Origin of the sequence: Micromonospora sp. NPDC048986, assembly GCF_040649335.1 — a bacterium.
Lineage (GTDB): Bacteria > Actinomycetota > Actinomycetes > Mycobacteriales > Micromonosporaceae > Micromonospora > Micromonospora alfalfae.
In genome coordinates this window covers 977,662-996,646 of the sequence record NZ_JBEZFJ010000001.1, presented here as the reverse complement: position 1 = coordinate 996,646, position 18,985 = coordinate 977,662, and the positions used below count along the sequence as shown (strand labels likewise).

At 71.6% G+C, this 18,985-nt stretch carries 19 protein-coding genes and 1 pseudogene; 19 read left to right on the top strand and 1 reads right to left on the bottom strand.

Annotated features, from left to right (window positions below; all coding sequences use genetic code 11):
- Positions 1-180 precede the first annotated feature (180 nt).
- Positions 181-1,452, bottom strand: coding sequence for a glycosyltransferase (locus AB0B94_RS04645; protein WP_357268200.1), 1,272 nt, complete (start codon positions 1,450-1,452; stop codon positions 181-183).
- Positions 1,453-1,476: 24 nt separating this feature from the next.
- Here AB0B94_RS04645 and AB0B94_RS04640 point away from each other — a divergent pair, with 24 nt between their 5' ends.
- From AB0B94_RS04640 to AB0B94_RS04550, 19 genes and pseudogenes are all read left to right on the top strand, one after another.
- Positions 1,477-2,337, top strand: a complete 861-nt coding sequence (locus AB0B94_RS04640) for a DNA-formamidopyrimidine glycosylase family protein (protein ID WP_238669986.1) — start codon at positions 1,477-1,479, stop codon at positions 2,335-2,337.
- 264 nt (positions 2,338-2,601) lie between these two features.
- Positions 2,602-4,173, top strand: a complete 1,572-nt coding sequence (locus AB0B94_RS04635) for a sugar transferase (RefSeq protein ID WP_186718385.1) — start codon at positions 2,602-2,604, stop codon at positions 4,171-4,173.
- A gap of 40 nt (positions 4,174-4,213) precedes the next feature.
- Positions 4,214-5,440, top strand: coding sequence for a histidine kinase (locus AB0B94_RS04630; protein WP_112675302.1), 1,227 nt, complete (start codon positions 4,214-4,216; stop codon positions 5,438-5,440).
- A gap of 23 nt (positions 5,441-5,463) precedes the next feature.
- On the top strand, positions 5,464-6,225 hold the full coding sequence (locus AB0B94_RS04625) for a LytTR family DNA-binding domain-containing protein (RefSeq protein WP_238670054.1): 762 nt from the start codon (positions 5,464-5,466) through the stop codon (positions 6,223-6,225).
- A gap of 67 nt (positions 6,226-6,292) precedes the next feature.
- Positions 6,293-6,955: a DUF5701 family protein gene (locus tag AB0B94_RS04620; protein WP_357268197.1), complete on the top strand. Its 663-nt coding sequence runs from the start codon at positions 6,293-6,295 to the stop codon at positions 6,953-6,955.
- A 130-nt stretch (positions 6,956-7,085) separates the two neighbouring features.
- Positions 7,086-7,766 carry a response regulator transcription factor gene (locus AB0B94_RS04615; RefSeq protein ID WP_238669989.1) on the top strand — a complete coding sequence of 227 codons (681 nt, stop codon included), beginning with the start codon at positions 7,086-7,088 and terminating at the stop codon, positions 7,764-7,766.
- Positions 7,763-8,845: a HAMP domain-containing sensor histidine kinase gene (locus tag AB0B94_RS04610; RefSeq protein WP_357268195.1), complete on the top strand. Its 1,083-nt coding sequence runs from the start codon at positions 7,763-7,765 to the stop codon at positions 8,843-8,845. The genes AB0B94_RS04615 and AB0B94_RS04610 overlap by 4 nt, the downstream gene beginning before the upstream one ends.
- The gene (locus AB0B94_RS04605) at positions 8,842-10,581 is read left to right on the top strand and encodes a DUF4153 domain-containing protein (RefSeq protein WP_357268193.1); all 1,740 of its coding nucleotides are present in this window, start codon (positions 8,842-8,844) and stop codon (positions 10,579-10,581) included. Before AB0B94_RS04610 ends, AB0B94_RS04605 begins: the two co-directional genes overlap by 4 nt.
- Positions 10,582-10,625: 44 nt before the next feature.
- Complete coding sequence (locus AB0B94_RS04600) at positions 10,626-11,039, top strand: hypothetical protein (protein ID WP_328651696.1); 414 nt, start codon at positions 10,626-10,628, stop codon at positions 11,037-11,039.
- The gene (locus AB0B94_RS04595; RefSeq protein WP_357268191.1) at positions 11,040-12,683 is read left to right on the top strand and encodes a cation acetate symporter; all 1,644 of its coding nucleotides are present in this window, start codon (positions 11,040-11,042) and stop codon (positions 12,681-12,683) included.
- 70 nt (positions 12,684-12,753) lie between these two features.
- Entirely contained in the window at positions 12,754-13,167 is a 414-nt protein-coding gene (locus AB0B94_RS04590; protein WP_357268189.1) for a YbaB/EbfC family nucleoid-associated protein, read from the top strand.
- A 1-nt stretch (position 13,168) separates the two neighbouring features.
- The gene (locus AB0B94_RS04585) at positions 13,169-13,489 is read left to right on the top strand and encodes a hypothetical protein (RefSeq protein ID WP_357268187.1); all 321 of its coding nucleotides are present in this window, start codon (positions 13,169-13,171) and stop codon (positions 13,487-13,489) included.
- Between the two features lie 6 nt (positions 13,490-13,495).
- Positions 13,496-13,990: a hypothetical protein gene (locus AB0B94_RS04580; protein WP_357268185.1), complete on the top strand. Its 495-nt coding sequence runs from the start codon at positions 13,496-13,498 to the stop codon at positions 13,988-13,990.
- A gap of 88 nt (positions 13,991-14,078) precedes the next feature.
- On the top strand, positions 14,079-14,486 hold the full coding sequence (locus tag AB0B94_RS04575; protein ID WP_357268183.1) for an EndoU domain-containing protein: 408 nt from the start codon (positions 14,079-14,081) through the stop codon (positions 14,484-14,486).
- Positions 14,483-14,875: a hypothetical protein gene (locus tag AB0B94_RS04570; protein ID WP_238669998.1), complete on the top strand. Its 393-nt coding sequence runs from the start codon at positions 14,483-14,485 to the stop codon at positions 14,873-14,875. The genes AB0B94_RS04575 and AB0B94_RS04570 overlap by 4 nt, the downstream gene beginning before the upstream one ends.
- An 81-nt stretch (positions 14,876-14,956) precedes the next feature.
- Positions 14,957-15,721 carry an ABC transporter ATP-binding protein gene (locus AB0B94_RS04565; protein WP_357268181.1) on the top strand — a complete coding sequence of 255 codons (765 nt, stop codon included), beginning with the start codon at positions 14,957-14,959 and terminating at the stop codon, positions 15,719-15,721.
- Positions 15,718-17,409, top strand: a complete 1,692-nt coding sequence (locus AB0B94_RS04560; protein ID WP_357268440.1) for an ABC transporter permease — start codon at positions 15,718-15,720, stop codon at positions 17,407-17,409. The genes AB0B94_RS04565 and AB0B94_RS04560 overlap by 4 nt, the downstream gene beginning before the upstream one ends.
- Before the next feature lie 91 nt (positions 17,410-17,500).
- On the top strand, positions 17,501-18,400 hold the full coding sequence (locus AB0B94_RS04555) for an alpha/beta hydrolase (protein ID WP_357268179.1): 900 nt from the start codon (positions 17,501-17,503) through the stop codon (positions 18,398-18,400).
- Positions 18,369-18,914 (top strand): annotated as a pseudogene (locus AB0B94_RS04550) (flavin reductase family protein); the annotation flags it as partial. The gene AB0B94_RS04555 and the pseudogene AB0B94_RS04550, both read left to right, overlap by 32 nt.
- Positions 18,915-18,985: the final 71 nt, after the last annotated feature.

Below are 18,985 nucleotides of genomic sequence, written 5' to 3'. Positions count from 1 at the left end.
CGTGCTCGATCCAGGATGTAGGCCCATCCGATCGTTCCGAGGCCACTACTTCCTGGTTCGAGCACGATCATGCAGCCGAGGGGCGCACACCGCGCAGGGCGGGGTGAGGTGAGCAGGGCGGCCGAGGGGCGCAGGCGGCGAGGCCCAGCGAGGTGGGCCGGCGGCGCAGGGCGGGGTGAGTCAGACGTGGTTGGGGGTTCGGGTCAGACCCGCGTAGATGTCGATGAGCTGCCCGGTGACCACGTCGGGGTGGAAGATGCGCTCGTAGCGGGCGCGGGCGGCCACTGTCAGCCCGGACGCACCGGCACGGGCGACCGGCAGCGCGGCCGCGAGCGCGGCCGGCTCCGGGGCGACCACCCAACCGGCCTCGCCCAGACCGATCCCCGCCGGCATTGCCGGCCCGCCGCCACCCCCGGCGACAGCGGAGGCGTTCTCGGCGGGCCCGGTGCCGGCGGGCTCGTGCGGGGCGTCGGCCCCGACCAGGTACGGAATGCCGCCCAACGCCGTGCCGAGCACCGGACGGCCGCTCGACAACGCTTCGATGATCACGGTGGGCAGCACGTCGTGCCACATCGCGGCGGCGATGACCACAGCGCTCGCCTCGACCGCTGCCCGCACGCCGGCCCGGTCGAGCTGACCGAGGTAGACCACGTCGGGCCGCTCGGCGGCGGCTGCCTCCACGAGCTGGCGCAGCTCGCCGTCACCGGCCACCCGCAGCGTGCCCAGCGAACCGACCGGGTGCCGGCGCCAGGCGTCCAGCAGCAGGTCGACGCCCTTCTCCGGGGAGAGCCGGGCCATGTAGAGGAAACCGTCACCGAGCGGCGCCGGCCGGCCCGGGTCGGGTACGGAGTTCGGCTTCACCACGATGCGATCGTCGGGAATGCCGTACTCGCGGAGGTGATCGGCGATCGCGGAGGTGAGCGCGATGTAGCGGTCCACCGAGCGCCAGGTGCCGCGGTGTACGGCAAGGGTGGTCGCCATCAGCGCGCTCTGCACCGCCGAGTCGCGGTAGCAGCGGTGCTTGATCGCCGGCACCCCCAACGCCCGGCCCTTGCAGTCCTGACAGATCACGCCGTCGCGGAAGTAGATCCCCGACGAGCAGACCTGCCGGTAGTTGTGCACCGTCTGCACCACCGGCACGCCGTGCCGGTGCGCGGTCCGCACCACCCAGGGCGAGATCAGGGGGTACGGGTTGTGCAGGTGCAGAACGTCAGGTTGGTGCTCGGTGAGCAGCCGGCTCAGGTCGTGTTGGGCGCGCGGCGCCCAGATCGGCGAGATCGGCAGCAGCGTCTTCGCCGCCGTCGACATCGACGGGATCTCGTCCGAACTGCGAATGAAGGGCAGCACCTCGACGCCAGCGGCGGTGAGCTGGGCGATCTCCGAGTCGACGATCGTGTTCTCACCGGAAGGCTGGGCTTCCCGGTACCGGTTGTGTGCCACCACGATTCTCACGGGAAAGAAGGCTACCGTTGTGTCGTGCCCGAACTACCGGAGGTTGAGGCGCTCGCGGGTTACCTGCGTCAGCGCGCGGTGGGGCGGCGCGTCGATCGGCTGGAGATCGCCGCGATCAGCGCCCTGAAGACGTACGAGCCGGCACCGACCGAGGTCGCCGGCCGAGCGGTGGTCGACGCCAGTCGGCACGGAAAGTTCCTCGACGTCCTCTTCGAGGGCGGCCTGCACCTTGTGGTGCATTTGGCGCGGGCAGGCTGGCTGCACTACCGGGAGGCGTTCCCCGCCACCACCCCGCTGCGTCCGGGCAAGGGCCCGATCGCGGTGCGGGTACGCCTGGATGACGGTTCCGGCTTCGACCTCACCGAGGCCGGCACCCAGAAAAAGCTGGCCGCATATCTGGTCACCGACCTCGCGACGGTCCCCGGGGTGGCGAAGCTGGGCCCGGACGCGCTCGCCGCGGACCTGCCCCTCTTCGCCGAGCGGCTGCGGAGCAGGCGGGGGCAGGTCAAGGGGGTGCTGACCGACCAGTCGGTGCTGTCCGGGGTGGGCAACGCGTACTCCGACGAGATCCTGCACGCCGCGAAGCTGTCCCCGTTCGCGATCACCGATCGGCTCACCGACGCCCAGATCGCCACCCTGCACGCCGCCACCAGACAGGTCCTCGGCGACGCGGTCGAGCGGTCCCTCGGTCAGCGGGCCGCGGAGCTGAAGGGCGAGAAACGCTCCGGGCTGAAGGTGCACGCGCGCACCGGCCTGCCCTGTCCGCTGTGCGGGGACACAGTGCGCGAGGTGTCGTTCGCCGATTCCAGCCTCCAGTACTGCCCCACCTGCCAAACCGGCGGCAAGCCGCTCGCTGACCGTCGGTTGTCTCGCCTCGTACGGTGAGTAATTGCACTTCAGGACTACGGAGCGGAATCGCCCTCCCTGAGCGGAAGCTCCGGTCCGCCCTTCTCGCCACGCGCGCATCCATCGGTATAGTGGCCCGGTCCCCGGCTTCTGAAATGGTGCGGAGCCGGCCAGATCCCGCCAGCACCGTCGGTCGCCAATCTCCTTCGGGGCGACGACCGGTCGGAGCCCGCGTGGGAGACTGGGACGGTGGGCGACCCGGGCCTTCACGCCGAGTGAGCGGCCCGTGTCATGCGGGAGGACATGGGTGAGGTGACGGCAAGCCTCCAGCGCCCGGTAACCAACGAAGGCCGGAGCAGACTCGTGCGGCACGTCGACAGCTTCGAGATCCAGCCGCCGACGCCGCCGTCCCACAACGGCGTTCCTCGGTCGGCGTGGACGAGGGCGCGACGCCGTGTCTCCCGCTGGCACCGCCCCTACATCGCGATCCTGCTGCTGCTCGACTTTGGCGCGGCGGCGTTCGCCAGTTGGATCGCGATCCAGCTCTTCGACCAGGCCGCCTCCGGTTTCTCCGGCACCCAGCAGGACCCGACCTGGTTCCACACCGTCTCCTACCTGCTGCTTCCGCTCGGCTGGGTGGTGATCCTCTGGAGCAACCGGGCCTACGACCGGCGCTACCTGGGGCTCGGCCCGGACGAGTTCAAGCGGGTGATCCGGGCATCGGTGACGGTGGCCGCGAGCGTCTCCTTCCTCGCCTTCTCCACAGTCACCCAGCTCTCCCGTTTCACAGTGGGCACGGCACTGGTCGGCGCGACGCTGTTGATCCTCTGGGGCCGTTTCGTGGCCCGCTGGGCGCTGCACTACATCCGGCGGCGGGCCGGCCAAGCCGCCCACCGGATGGTGCTGGTCGGCACCCTGCCCGAGTGCCTGGAGGTCTACGCGGCGGTCACCCGCAGCCCGGCCGCCGGGCTGATGCCCGTCGCCATCCACATCACCGACGGGTACGCGGCGGCCCGAGGCATGCCGACCCCGGTTCCGGTGTACGCCGGACGCGACGTCCTGGCCCTGGTCCGTGAGGTCGGTGGGGACACCATCGCCGTCTGCGGGTCGGCCAGCGCGGAGCCGGGCGAGTTGCGCCGGTTGGCCTGGCAGTTGGAGGGTTCCGGCGTCGACCTGGTTGTCGCCCCGCAGCTCACCGACATCGCCGGCCCCCGGGTGCACATCCGGCCGATCGAGGGTCTGCCGCTGCTGCACGTCGAGGAGCCGACCCTCTCCGGGCCGGCGCTGCTGGCCAAGAACCTGATGGACCGGGTCGCCGCCGGTCTCGGCCTGCTGCTGCTGATTCCGCTCTTCCTGGCCATCGCCGTGGCGATCCGGATCTCCGACCCCGGCCCGGTCTTCTTCCGCCAGCCCCGGGTGGGGCACGAGGGGCGCACGTTCCGGGTGTGGAAGTTCCGGACCATGTACGTCAACGCCGAGGACCGGCTGGCCAGCCTTGTCGATCGGAACGAGACCGACGGCATGCTGTTCAAGATGAAGGAGGACCCTCGGGTCTTCCCGGTCGGTCGCTTCCTGCGGGCCACGTCGCTGGACGAGCTACCGCAGCTGATCAACGTGCTGTGGGGCGAGATGTCGCTGGTCGGGCCCCGCCCGCTACCGGCCGACGACGGTGACTTCCTGGGTGACGTGCGGCGCCGACTGCTGGTCCGCCCCGGCATGACCGGGCTGTGGCAGGTCTCCGGCCGCTCCGACCTGTCCTGGGACGAGTCGGTCCGACTGGACCTCTACTACGTCGACAACTGGTCGCTCGCGTACGACCTGAGCATCCTGTGGCGCACCGTCGGGGTGGTGCTCGCCCGCAAGGGCGCGTACTAGAGGGGTTGGCGCGCCGGCTCGCAGGGGCGAGGATCGCTGCGTGGCTGCCAACCTCTCCGCCGTGGTCGGCGTCGTCTCACTCGTCACCGCGTTGACCGCGGCGCTGCTGGCGGTGCTGCGGCTGCGCGCCCGCCGTGGCATCGCCACCGCCACCCAGCGAGCCACCTACGAGGTGCTGCACACCGCCGGCCTGGCCGCCGAGCCGCTGCGAGCGGGGTTGAGTGAGGCGGGCGCGGCGAAGGCCGTACGGCATCTGCGGGCGCTGGTGGGCGCGGTCGGGCTGGCGCTCACCGACGCCGACCGGCTGCTGGCCCTCGACGGGCGCGGCACGCACCACGGAGAGCAACTGCTCGCGGCGGCCCAGCGGACGGTGGACAGCGGCCGCTCGACGGTGCTGGGTGAGCAGGAGCTGCACTGCGACCGAGTCGACTGTCCGGTCCGTGGGGCGGTGGTCGCGCCGTTGCTGGGGGCGGACGGCCGGGTGGTGGGCGCGCTGGTGGCGGTCGCCGACAGCCCGCCGCCTCCGGGGTTGGTGCAGGCCACCCTGGAGACGGCGCACTGGGCCGGCAACCAACTCGCCCTGGCCGAGCTGGACTCGTCGCGGGAGCGACTTGCCCGCGCCGAGATCCGCGCGTTGCGGGCGCAGATCAGCCCGCACTTCATCTACAACGCGCTGACCGCGATCGGCTCGTTCGTCCGCACCGACCCGGAGCGGGCCCGGGAGCTGATCCTGGAGTTCGCGGAGTTCACCAGGTACTCGTTCCGGGCGCACGGGGAGTTCACCACGCTGGCCGAGGAGCTGCGGTCGATCGACCGCTACCTGACCATCGAGCGGGCCCGGTTCGGCGACCGGTTGCAGGTGCGGTTGCAGATCGCCCCGGAGGTGCTGCCGGTGACGCTGCCGTTCCTCTGCCTCCAGCCGCTGGTGGAGAACGCGGTTCGCCACGGGTTGTCCCGCAAGCCGGGCACGGGCATGGTGAGCATCGAGGCCCGGGACGCGGGAGCCGAATGCCACATCACGGTGGAGGACGACGGAGTGGGAATGGATCCGACCACGCTGACCGCCGGCATCGCCGAGCTGGCCCGCGGCACCGGCGACCCTGGCGACGACACGGGCCAGCACGTCGGCCTCTCCAACGTCGACGAGCGGTTGCGCTCTGTCTTCGGGGACCGGTTCGGCCTGGTCGTGGAGACCGGGTTGGGCTCGGGCACGAAGGTGAGCATGCGGGTGCCGAAGTTCCACCCGGGCGTGCGGGCAGGGTCGTGAGCGAGCGGGCCGGGACGGGTGCGGTGAACGCGTCCGGTTTCCTGCGCGTCCTCGCTGTGGACGACGAGCCGCCAGCGCTCGACGAGCTGGCGTACCACCTGCGGGCCGACCCCCGGGTGGCCCGGCTGCACACTGCCGGGGATGCCACCGAGGCGCTGCGGCTGCTGCGCGACGGCGACGTGGACGTGGTCTTCCTGGACATTCGGATGCCCGGCCTGGACGGCATGGAGCTGGCCCGGGTGTTGCGCCGCTTCGCCCGCCCTCCGGCGATCGTGTTCGTCACCGCGTACGACGACGGCGCTGTGGACGCCTTCGATCTGGGTGCCACCGACTACGTGCGCAAACCGGTTCGGGCCGACCGGCTGGCCGAGTCGCTGCGTCGGGTGATCGGTTCGCGGGTGGTGCCGTCGCACCCGGCGGCGCTGGCCCGCGCGGAGGAGGACCCGACCATTCCCATCGAGTTGGCCGGCACCACCCGGATGCTGCCGCGCTCGGCGGTGCGTTGGGTGGAGGCGCAGGGCGACTACGCCCGGCTGCACACGGCGGACGGGTCGCACCTGGTGCGGGTCTCACTGGCCACGCTGGCGGAGCGGTGGGCCGATGCCGGTTTCGTCAGGGTGCACCGGTCGTACCTGGTGCAGTTGAAGTTGATCGCGGAGTTGCGGCTGGTCAACTCCGGCTACGTGGTGGTGATCGACTCGACCGAGCTGCCGGTGAGCCGGCGGCACACCCGGGAGCTGAAGGACAAGCTGGTAAGGGCCGCGAAGCAGGATTGGAGTCGCTGAGCCGGGAATGGAAGCAGCTCTGCCGTACGTTGTACGCTAGTCCGTACGACTTCCGGGAGGGCCTGCCGTGACCGAGACCCCGTTCGACGCCGAATCCGAGTTCGACAGCCAACTCGACCGACTGGTGCAGCTCGGCTACCCCGTCCTCGCAGGGCTGACCGAGAGCGCCTTCCGCGACCTGGTCGCGCCACTGCGGGCCACTGCGGTCGAGGGCACCGCCGGGCTGCCCGCCCCCACCGACGCCCGGGTGCCGTTCCTGCTGGTCACCACCCGGGACCTGATCGGTGTGCCGGAACGGGTGGCGCTCACCACCCTGGCCGGCAAGCGCAAGCCCGGCGTCGTCGACCGGAACTACGCCGAGGACGACCTGCCCCGCTTCGATCCGATCAAGGAGCTGGAGGTGCCGGCCGGGCCGGCGTACCTGCTCTTCGACGTCGACCGGGGCGAGGAGTACCGCAACCTGGCACCCGCCACGGCCATGGAGGGGATCACCGGTCAGGGCCGGTTGCCGCTGAGCATCGACGAGGGGCTCGCCTTCATCACGCTGCACCCGGCCGCGCTGGCGAGCAACAGGTGCTTCTCACTGGTCGGCTCCCGGTGCGGCGACAAGCGGGTGCCGGCGCTGTGGATCAGCCAGGGTGCACCCAAGCTGGGCTGGTGCTGGTACGGCAACCCACACACCTGGCTCGGCTCCGCCTCGGCCCGACCGGAGCGCATCGGCCTGGAGTGACAGTCAGCCGCCGCTTTCCGCACCTCGATGGGATCAAACCCCGAGTTATCCACAGCCGCGACCGGTTCTCCACAGGTTATTCACAACGCAAACCACTGATCTCCACGGCCGCTCCCTACAGTCAGGGCCCATGAGCGCACGCCGGATACTGGTGGTCGAGGACGAACGGACCATCGCCGAGTCCATCGCCGCCCGACTACGGGCCGAGGGTTTCACTGTGGAGATCGCGGCGGACGGACCCAGCGCGGTCGCTCAGTTCCACACCGGCCAGCCGGATCTCGTCGTTCTCGACGTGATGCTGCCGGGCTTCGACGGCCTGGAGGTGTGCCGCCGGATCCAGGCCGACCGGCCGGTGCCGGTGCTGATGCTCACCGCCCGGGACGACGAAACCGACCTGCTCGTGGGGCTGGCAGTCGGCGCGGACGACTACCTCACCAAGCCGTTCTCGATGCGGGAACTCACCGCCCGGGTGCACGTCCTGCTGCGTCGGATGGAGCGGGCCGCCGCCACCCCCGCGCCGCCCGCCCTCCGCCTCGGCGACATCGAGATCAACGAGGCGGAGCGACGGGTCCGCCGGGCCGGGGCGGACGTGCACCTCACCCCGACCGAGTTCGACCTGCTGGTCCACCTCGCGGGGCGGCCCCGCACCGTGCTTCCCCGGGAACGGCTGCTCGCCGACGTCTGGGGGTGGTGCGACGGGAGCGGAACCCGCACCGTGGACAGCCACATCAAGGCTCTGCGCCGCAAGCTGGGCGCCGACCTCATCCGCACGGTGCACGGGGTCGGCTACGCCCTGGAGCTGCCGTCATGACGGCGACAGTGCTCACCTGGCTGGACCGGGTGCTGGAGTTGCTGCCCCGACCACTGGACCCGGTGCGTTCGATCAAGCTGAAGCTGGGTGTGCTGCTCGTCGCCTCCGGGGCGGCCGGGCTCGCCTACTTCTCGTACGGCATCGGCTGGCCGCCGCCGATCACCTCGGCCACCGCCATCGCCGTCGCCCTGCTCACCTCGCAGGTGCTCGCCCACGGCATGACCTCGCCGTTACGGGACATGACGGCGGCCGCCGGCGCGATGGCCCGCGGCGACTACACGCGTCGGGTACGCGCCACCTCCCGCGACGAGGTCGGCGAGCTGGCCCAGGCGTTCAACAAGATGGCCGAGGATCTGCACGCCGCCGACCAGCGTCGACGCGAGCTGATCGCCAACGTCTCGCACGAGCTGCGTACGCCGATCACCGCGTTGCAGGGCGTGCTGGAGAACATGGTGGACGGGGTGGCCGACCCCGAACCAGCGGCGCTGCGTTCGGCGTTGGCCCAGACCGAACGGCTCGGGCACCTCGTCGCCGACCTGCTCGACCTGTCCCGACTCGACGCCGGGGTGGTGCCGCTGCGGCGCGTACGCATGGACGTGGGGGACTTCCTCGACGAGGCGGTGGAGCACGCCACGGCCAGCGCGTCCGGCGCCGGTCTGGACGTGCGCTTCCAGCTCCGTGACCTGCCGACACCGCTGACGGTCCACGCGGACCCGTGGCGGTTGCACCAGGTCTTCGCGAACCTCCTCGACAACGCGGCCAGACACAGCCCACCCGGCGGCACGGTACGGGTGTGCGCCGAGGAACACGGCGACCAGCTCCGCTTCGAGGTGAGCGACGAGGGTCAGGGCATTCCGCCGGCCGAGCGTTCAAGGGTGTTCGAGCGGTTCACCCGGGGCGACCGTGCCGCCGGCGGCGGGACCGGTCTCGGCCTGGCCATCGCCCGGTGGGTCGTCGAACTGCACGGCGGCCGGATCGGTGTCCTCGACCCCGCCGGACCAGCCCGGGGTGACCGGCCCGGCTGCCGCATTCAGGTCACCATCCCGTGCGACGGGCCATACCGAGAAGAGGCCGCATGACCAGCCCCGGCAGCACCCCGCTCCCGGCCAGCGGACCGACCGGACCGACCGGGCCGGCGCAGGTCACCCCGACCGTCAGCGCCGGCCCGGCCACACCGGCCGCCAGCCGGCCTCAGGCGTGGCCGGTCACACCCGCCCTGCCCAGGCCGCCGTCGCTGGTCCAACGCCGCTGGCCGGGGCCATCCGGCCCGGCCCGTCCGCAGGTGCTCGGGGCGCTGACCGCTGCGGCGGTCGTCGGCGCCTCGGTGCTCACCATGGTTCGTCCGGGCCTCGGCTGGCTGGTCGCCTCCTTGGCCGCCACGGCAGCCCTCGTCACCGCCAGCGTCGTTCGTTCCGGGACGTCGTCCCCGGCGGCGAACCCCGTCACGACGACCGGCGAGGCGGCACCAACGGCTCCGGCCGCTGCACCCGAGCCGACCGTCCAGGCGGTCACCGCCCGCCCCGGTGCCACGGGGGCACCGGGGCGGGCGGAGCAGGCCAGCTGGGCCGCCGCGACGGTCGCGTTGACAGCAGTCGGCACGGTCCGTGCGGCGGGCTGGCTCTTCGTCCTCTGCCTGCTCGCGGCGGCGGTGACCGGGACACTCACGGTGACCGGCGGGCGAAGCCCGCTCGGCATGCTGGTCGCGGCGACGCTGCCGCCGGCCGCGACGGTACGGGCGCTCCCTTGGGCGGCACGCGGAATACGCGACACCCGCCCGACAGGGTCCGGGATCGGCTTCGGACGCATCCTCACCAGCCTTGCGATCTCCGCCGTCCTGCTGGCGCTGTTCGGGATGCTCTTCTCCTCCGCCGACGCGGTCTTCGCCGAACTGGTCGCCGGCCTGCTGCCGGACATCTCGCTACCCGGCGTGATCGGCTGGACGATCCGCCTTCTGCTGATCGGCGGCCCCCTGCTTGGTGGCGCGTACCTGGTCAGCCGCCCACCGGACCTGGAGGGTCTGCGGCCGAGGCCGTCACGACCGGCCCACCGACTGGAGTGGACCCTCCCGCTGGTGCTGCTCGACGCCCTGTTCGCCGTGTTCGTGCTGGTCCAGCTGACTGTGTTGTTCGGCGGCGCGGGGCACGTGCTGCGTACGGCCGGGCTCACCTACGCCCAGTACGCCCGTGGCGGGTTCTGGCAACTGCTCGCCGTCACCGCGCTCACCCTGCTGGTGATCGCTGTCGCCGCCCGCCGGGCGGCGAAGGCCACCCGGGCGGACCGGCTGCTGGTCCGGGTCCTGCTCGGCACGCTCACCGCGCTCAGTCTGGTGATCGTCGCTTCGGCGCTCTACCGGATGCAGGTCTACGCCGACGCGTACGGCGCCACCCGGCTGCGGCTCGTCGTGACGACCATGGAGCTGTGGCTCGGGCTGCTCTTCCTCCTGGTCGGGGTCGCCGTGGTGCGGCTGCGGGCCGAGTGGCTGCCCAGGTTGGTGATCGGCACGGCGGTGCTGGCCCTGCTCGGGTTGGCACTTGTCAACCCCGACCGGCTGATCGCCGACCGGAACGTCGACAGGTACCTGAAGACCGGCCGGTTGGACGTCGACTACGTGTCCGGGCTGTCGGCCGACGCCGTACCGGCGCTGGCCCGGCTGCCCGAACCGACGCGCACCTGCGCACTGACGCGAATCGCCGTCGAGCAGCCCCGGGACGGCCTCTGGGCGACGAACCTCGGCCGGCTGCGGGCCCGGGCGGAACTCGACACGATTCCGGTGAGCCACACCCTGACCTACTGTCTCGACCTGGAACGCTGGTGAGCATGAACGCTTGACAATCGCGTACGGCGGGCGAGACTGCCGGGGTGGCCAAGCAACTCCCCGACGTCGGGTCGAGCGGTGCGGTACCGCCGCCCCGGCGGTCCCGGATCGTGCTGGCCGAGATCACCAGGCAGGACACCCGCGCCGAGCGGACCCGCGCCGAGCTGGCCCAGCAGACCCAGGTCGGCGAGGCGCTGGTCCGCGGCCTGGTCCGGGCCCAACTCGCGCTGGCGCTGCGGCTGTCCCTGGTGGTGGCCATCGGTCTGGGCGGGCTGCCCTGGCTGTTCGCGATCGCGCCCTCGCTCGGCCGGACCACAGTCGCCGGCGTCAACCTGCCGTGGCTGCTGCTCGGGGTGGCCTCCTTCCCGTTCCTGATCGCGGTCGGCTGGGCGTACGTGCGGCTGGCCGAGCGCAACGAGCAGGACTTCACCGACCTGGTGCAACGGCCGGAGCGCTGAGTGGGCAACGACTTCGTGGTCCCGGCCATCGTCGCGGTCACCCTGGTCACCGTCGGGATCGGCTTCTACGGGCTGCGGTTGGCCCGGACCACGTCCGACTTCCTGGTGGCGTCGCGGGCGATCAGTCCCACCTGGAACGCCGCCGCCATCGGCGGGGAGTACCTGTCGGCGGCGAGCTTCCTCGGCATCGCGGGGCTGGTCCTCAAGTACGGCGTGGACGTGCTCTGGTACCCGGTCGGGTTCGCCGCCGGCTACCTGGCCCTGCTGCTCTTCGTGGCCGCGCCGCTGCGCCGCTCCGGTGCGTTCACATTGCCCGACTTCTGCGAGGTACGGCTGGGGTCGCGTCGGCTCCGCATCCTTGCCACCGCCTTCGTGATCTTCATCGGTTGGCTGTACCTGGTGCCGCAGCTCCAGGGCGCCGGGCTGACCCTGGCCACCGTGGCCGGCTCCCCGTACCCCCTCGGAGCCCTGCTGGTGGCGGCCGTGGTCACCGCGAACGTGGCGCTGGGCGGCATGCGCGCGATCACCTTCGTGCAGGCGTTCCAGTACTGGCTCAAGCTGACCGCTCTCGCCGTACCGGTGATCTTCCTGGCCCTGCAGTGGCAGGCCGACGGCCGCCCGGCGGTGACGCCGCCCGACGGGCCGACGTTCCGGGCCGCGACCACAGTCGTGGTCGAGCACCGCGCGACCCTCACCCTGCCCGACGGTGACATCCGGGAGGTACGCCCCGGCGACGAGTTGACCTTCGCCGCCGGTGATCCGGTGCCGGAGGTCTCCGGGGTGGCCACCGATGCCAACGACTGGTTGCTGCCCAGCGCCGCCGGTGACGACGACCGGGGCCTGTTCGCCACGTACTCGCTGATCCTGGCCACCTTCCTGGGCACCATGGGCCTGCCGCACGTGCTGGTGCGCTTCTACACCAATCCGGACGGCGCGGCGGCCCGTCGGACCACCCTGGTCGTGCTGGCGTTGGTCGGCGCGTTCTACCTGCTGCCCACCCTGTACGGGGTCCTCGGCCGGATCTACACCCCGCAGCTGCTGCTCAGCGGCCAGACCGACGCGGTGGTGGTGCTGCTACCCGAAGCGGCCCTGGGTGACGGACTGACCGGGCGGCTACTCGCCGCGCTGGTCGCCGCGGGCGCCTTCGCGGCGTTCCTCTCCACCTCGTCCGGCCTGCTGACCAGCGTCGCCGGGGTGATCTCGACGGACGTGCTCGGCCGGGGCTCGGTACGCGGGTTCCGGCTGGCCACCGTCATCGCCGGTGGTGTGCCAGCGGTGCTGGCGCTGCACGTCTCCGGGCTGGACGTGTCGCAGGTCGTCGGGCTGGCCTTCGCGGTCGCCGCGTCGAGTTTCTGCCCGCTGCTGGTGCTCGGCATCTGGTGGCGTGGGTTGACCGATGTGGGCGCCACCGCCGGTGTGGTGGCCGGCGGCGGCGCGGCGATCGGCGCGGTCCTGGTCACGGTGCTCGGTCCACCGCTGTCCGGCTGGCCGGCCACGCTCATCGCGCAGCCGGCCGCCTGGACGGTGCCGTTGGCCTTCACGGTGATGGTCGTCGTGTCGATGGCGACCCGTCGCCGGGCCCCGGCCGACATCGCCGCCACAATGCTCCGCCTGCACACTCCGGAAGCCCTGAGGATGCAGTGATCACCGCTGCCAACCGGCGGGGCGCAATCGAGGGCTGAGGTGGCAACCGAGGACTTACTACACTGCGTTCGTGACGTACCCCTCGGATCTGAACAGGTCAATTTCCGAGCTGCTGTCGACACTCGGCCGCGGCGACGCAGGTGGCGTGGCGAAGGCGCAGCCGGTCGTACAGGGCGTGGGCGAGGCGGCCGACGGAATGGTCCGGGTGGTGGCGCTCCCCGGTGGACAGATCGAGTCGGTCTGGATCGACCCCCGCATGATGCGCGGGGCTTCGGAGAGTCTGGCCGAGGAGATCCGCGAGGCCACCAATGCCGCCCTGACCGACCTACGCTCGGCACTTGCCGCCGCCACTGCCGCACCGGACACGACGGCGTTGCTGGAGCAGCTGCGCGAGGTGCAGCGCAGCGCGGTGCCGCAGTTGCAGGGCATCATGGACACCCTCAGCGGCGTCCAGGAGCGGCTCGCCTCTGGTGGGCGGCCCTGAGATGGGCCGGGTTGTGGACCCGGCCGGGCTGCGCGATGCCGGCACCAACCTTCAGGACATCTCCGACCGCTTCCTCACCGAGCTACGGGCGTTCCTGGCCGATCTGCAGGGGTTCGGCGCACCCTGGGGCGGCGACGACATCGGCAGCCTGATCGGTGCGGCCTGCGAGGAGGTGACCGCGTACGCCGCCGAGTGCTTCGAGTCCGTCATCGAGGAGCTCGGCGTGGTCGGCGTCGACCTCAACCGGATGGCGCACCTGATCGACGAGGACGAGCGGGCTGTCGCGGAGCGCATGGCCGGGCTCGGCCAGCAGCTGGGGTGAGCTGACATGGGGCTGCAACTGCCGGGTGAGCTGACCACCTTCCTCAGCATGATCGGTTACGACTGGCCGCAGGCGGACGAGATCGCCCTGGTCGAGATGGGGCAGCGCTGGCTCGCCTTCAGCGGCACGTTGCAGACCCTGACGGCGGAGGCGGGCCAGGCGGCCGAGCCGGTCGGGGCCAGCAACGCCGGTGCCGACATCGAGGCGTTCCAGCGGTACTGGACCGAGCAGGAGGGCCCGGTGCCGGTGTTGCAGGACGGGGCTCTCGCGGCCACCCTGGCCGGCACCGGGCTCATGATCGTCGGAGCCATCGTGCTGGCCTTGAAGATCCAGGTCATCGTGCAGTTGGTGATCCTGGGCATCCAGATCGCGCAGGCGGTGGCGACAGCTGTCGCGACGTTCGGGGCCACCCTCGCGGAGATCCCGATCTTTCAGATGATCACCCGCGAGATCGTCGGTCTGCTGATCGACGAGGTGATCGGAGCGCTCCTCGATGGGTAAGCGGGCCCGGGGAAAATTCATCCGGGCCGCCCTGTCCCACCTGCGCAAACAGCGGGCACGAGCGCGACGCGGGCAACGGACGGACGGCATGACGCCGGAACGCCTCCGGCACACCCTGCTGGGCGAGCGCGACGGCCGAGTTTCGGGATGGCACCACCGGCCGGGCGGCATCGACCCGCCCGGCGCGAAAGTCATCAAGGTGACGAGGCGGGACAACCGCACCGGCGTCTACAACGCCAGGGTCGCGATGTTGAACCGGCGCAACGGTGAGTGGCGGGAGAAGCGCGGCGGCAGCACCTTCTTCCCTGACCACTGGACACCCCAGGACGTCGACAACGCGATCACCAGGGGGTTCCACTCCCCCGATGTCGTGAAGGACCCGGAGACCGGACGGTGGTCGGGCAAGTTCAACGGTGTGCATCTGAGAGGCTTCTACGATCCGGAGACCGATACTCTCGCCCACGGTTTCCCCACTCTTCCTGGAGGCACTCCTTGAGCATCGAGTTCCGCTGGTCGGAGGAGCGGATCGCGGAGTACCACTCCACGGACCGGCGGCTCGCCTGCCTGGGGATGTGGTTGACCGACGACATCCAGGTGGTGCACGAACTCTGCCTGGACCTGCTGGCCGATCTGGAGGACATCGCGGCGGGGCGCAAGGAGAGCGAGAGCTGGGAGGGCAACGCCTGGGCCGCCGAGCTCAGCGCCAACGGCGTCGACCTACAGAACCTCTGGCGGGACGTGCTCAAGGCCCACTACCCGCTCGCGGAGACCCGACGGGTGGTGGCGCAGTACTGGCGGTTGCTGGCACAGGACCCGGACCGCACCCGGGCGGTGACCGAGTGGGAGCGGGACAACGGTCGTCAGCACCCGTACCAGGGGCTCTGAGGGCTCGTCCGCCTCGGGGATGATCGCGGGTCCGCCCGTCGCCGGACGGCGGAACTGGCGGTCGACGGATAACGTCGGCGCATGACTGTTGAGCACCCCGCGCTCGCACTGCGTGGCCTGGCCAAGCGGTTCGACGGCACGATCGCGGTGGCCGGCGTCGACCTGGACGTCCCCGCCGGCTCCTTCTACGGCCTGCTCGGCCCGAACGGCGCCGGCAAGACGACCACCCTGTCGATGGCGGTCGGGCTGTTGCGACCGGACGCCGGCTCGGCCTGGGTGCTCGGGCACGACGTCTGGCAGGACCCGGTCGCCGCCAAGCGGCTGCTCGGTGTGATGCCCGACGGGGTCCGGCTCTTCGACCGGCTGACCGGCGCGGAGCTGCTGGCGTACAACGGGTTGCTGCGGGGGATGGACCCGGCGGTGGTCGACCAGCGGGCTGCCGAGCTGCTGGACGTGCTGGCGCTCGGCGACGCCGGTCGGACGCTGGTGGTGGACTACTCGGCGGGCATGAAAAAGAAGATCGGCCTGGCCTGCGCGCTGCTGCACGGCCCCCGGGTGCTGGTGTTGGACGAGCCGTTCGAGGCGGTCGACCCGGTCTCCGCAGCCCTGATCCGGGACATCCTCACCCGGTACGCGGCCGGCGGCGGCACCGTGGTCTTCTCCAGCCACGTCATGGAGGTCGTCGAGCGGCTCTGCTCGCACGTGGCGATCCTGGCCGGCGGCACCATCAAGCGGGTCGGGAGCATCGACGAGGTCCGTGGGGGTCGCTCGTTGGAGCAGGTCTTCGTCGAGGTGGTCGGCGGGCGCACCGCGACCGGCGAGGAGCTGTCGTGGCTCTCCCAGTGAGCGTGGACGCCACCCCCGCCGCGCCCGTACGCACCGTCTCCGCTCGACACTTCGCCCGGCTCAAGCTGCGGGTGATGGGCAACAACTTTCGGGGCCAGGGCTGGCGGATCGCCCTGTTCGTCGGCGGCGCGTTGCTCGGGCTCTGGTTCGCCGCCAGCGGGTTCTTCCTCTTCGCCGCGCCGGGCCTGGCCGGCAACGGCGAGTACGCGGTGCTGATCGCGGCGGCCGGTGGCGGGCTGCTGGTGCTGGGTTGGCTGTTTCTGCCGCTGGTCTTCTTCGGTGTCGACGAGACACTGGACCCGGCCCGGTTCGCGCTGTTGCCGCTGCCCCGGCGCACGTTGGTGACCGGCCTGTTCGTTGCGGCCCTGATCAGCGTGCCGGTGCTGGCGGTGCTCATCGCGTCGTTCGGGCTGGTGCTGACCTCCTGGTCGTTGGGTGGCTGGTCGGCGGGGTTGGTCGCCGTCGTGGGTGTGCTCGCCGGGCTGCTGCTCTGCGTCGCCGCCAGCCGGGCGGTGACCAGCGCGTTCGCCAGCATGTTGCGGTCCCGGCGGGTCCGCGACCTGGCGGCCGTGCTGCTGGCGGTGACGGCCGCGCTGCTCGGTCCGTTGCAGGTCTTCGGCCTCGCCGCGCTGCGCGAGGCGGACTGGGACCGGCTGGCCGGCGTGGCGACCGTGATCGGTTGGACTCCGTTGGGCGCGCCGTGGACCGTCGGCGTCGACGTGGCCCAGGGGCGCGTGTGGGCGGCACCGGTCAAGTTGCTGATCACGGTGGTGACTCTCGGCGCCCTGCTGGCCTGGTGGTCCCGGTCGATCGAGTCGGCGATGGTGGGTGCGGCCAGCGCCGGTAAGGCCCCGGTGCGGCGCGGGGTCACCGGCGGCGCGGTCGCCCAACTGTTTCCCCGGGTCGCCACCTGGGCCGGCCGGGACCAGTTCGGTGCCCTGGTCGCCCGGGAGGCCCGCTACTGGTGGCGGGACGCGCGCCGCCGGGCCAACCTGATCACGATCGCGGTGGTCGGCATCTTCGTGCCGGTGTTGATCAACGTTACGGGTGGGGACTTCGCGTTCGAGGACGGCGCCGGGTTCACTGCGGCCGCCAGCGACAGCTCGCCCGTCGTGGTCACCATCTCCATGCTCCTCGTGGGCGTCCTCGCCGCCGTCACCCTGGCCAACCAGTTCGGCTTCGACGGCAGCGCGTACGCGGCGAACGTGGTGGCCGGGGTGCCCGGCCGGGTCGAGTTGCGGGCCAGGATGACGGCTTTCTCGCTGTACGTGCTGCCGATGTTGGGCGTCGTCGCGGTGGTGCTGTCGTTCCTGCTCAGTCGACCGGAGTGGATCGGGCTCACCATCGGCGGCCTGGTCGCCACCTACGGTGCCGGGCTGGCGGTGAACAGCCTGATCTCGGTGCTCGGGGCGTACTCACTGCCGGAGACGAGCAACCCGTTCGCCATGAACAGCGGTGCGGGCCTGGCGAAGGGGCTGCTCACCCTGCTGGCCATGCTCGCCTCGGTGGTCGCCGCGGTGCCGATGGTGGTGGCCGCCGCGCTGCTCGGTGACGCGTGGCTCTGGCTGGCCCTGCCGGTCGGTGCCGCGTACGGGCTGGGCGCGGCGCTGCTGGGCGCGTACCTTGCCGGCGACGTGCTGGATCGACGTCAGCCGGAGCTGCTGGCCACTGTCACGCCCCGGCGCTGAGCGCGCGCCGCTCCCCGTCCGGCCGAACGCCGCTCGAGGGCGCCCGACCCTCGTTATGGTTCGGGCAGTCGGGACGAAGGGGGCTGTCGGCATGGGCTCGCACACGCGTTACCGCAGCATCGTCGTCGACGGACTCTCGATCTTCTACCGGGAGGCGGGCGCACCGGACGCGCCGGTGCTGCTGCTCCTGCACGGTTTCCCGTCCTCGTCGCGGATGTTCGAGCCGCTGTTCGATCGGCTCGCCGACCAGTTCCGGCTGATCGCGCCCGACTACCCCGGCTTCGGGCACAGCGCCGCCCCGGATCCGCGGAGTCCGTACACCTTCGACCGGATCGCCGAGACGATCGCGGGCTTCGCCGCCGCCGTCGGCGCGGAGCGCTACCTGCTCTACGTGCAGGACTACGGGGGGCCGGTGGGGTTCCGGATGGCCCTCGCCGATCCGGGTCGGCTGCGCGGCCTCATCGTGCAGAACGCGGTGTCCCACGACACCGGGCTGGGCCCGCTCTGGGGCACCCGCCGGGCCTTCTGGCAGGACCGGGCCACGCACGAGGCGGCGGTCCGGGAGAACATCCTCTCGCTGGCGGCGATCCGGACCCGGCACGTCGGCAACGATCCGGACCCGGAGCGGTACGACCCCGACCTGTGGGTCGACGAGCACGCCTTCCTCAGCCGACCCGGGCAGATCGAGCGTCAAGTGGACCTCCAGTACGACTACCGGACCAACGTCGCCTCGTACCCGGCCTGGCAGGACTGGCTCCGCCGGACCCAGCCGCCGCTGCTTGTCGTCTGGGGTCGGTACGACACCTCGTTCGAGGTCACCGAACCCGAGGCGTACCGCTCCGACGTGCCGGGGGCGGACGTGCACCTGCTCGACGGGGGGCACTTCGTGCTCGACACGCGACCGGACGAGGTCGCCGCCCTGATTCGCTCCTTCGCCGGTCGGGTTCGGACGACGGGCGGGGCGGGTCACAATGTTTCACGTGAATCATGAGCCGGGTGCCGAGATCCACCACACCGATCCGTTCGCGGTGCCGACCGGGCAACGGTCGCCGGTACGCCGGCTGCGTGGTCGCCTCGCCGCACCGGTGACCCTCTGGACGGCACCTGGTCCGGCCGGGCTGACCGTCTCGTCCACCCTGGTCGCCGAGGGGGAACCGGACCGGCTGCTCGGGCTGATCGACCCGGAGTCCGACCTCTGGGCGGCCGTCGAGGAGTCGGGTCGGTTCGCCGTCACGCCGCTCGGCCCGCCGCACCGGCAGCTCGCCGACCGGTTCGCCGGCCTCTTCCCCGCCCCGGGCGGGCTCTTCGCCACCGGCGCGTGGAACGAGACGCCGTACGGGCCGGTTCCGGCGGACGCCGGCGGCTGGGCCGGGTGCCGGCTGGACGCCGCCCGGGAGTACGGCTGGGGCCTGCTGGTCGAGGCCACGATCGAGGCGGTCGACCTGACCGAGGGGGCCACCCCGCTGCTGCACTACCGGGGTCGCTACCACGAGTTGCCGGTCTGAACGGGCACCTCGCCAGGGGCTACCGATCACCGCAGTGACCTGAGTCACTTGGCGCAGCCAGGCAACCGCTC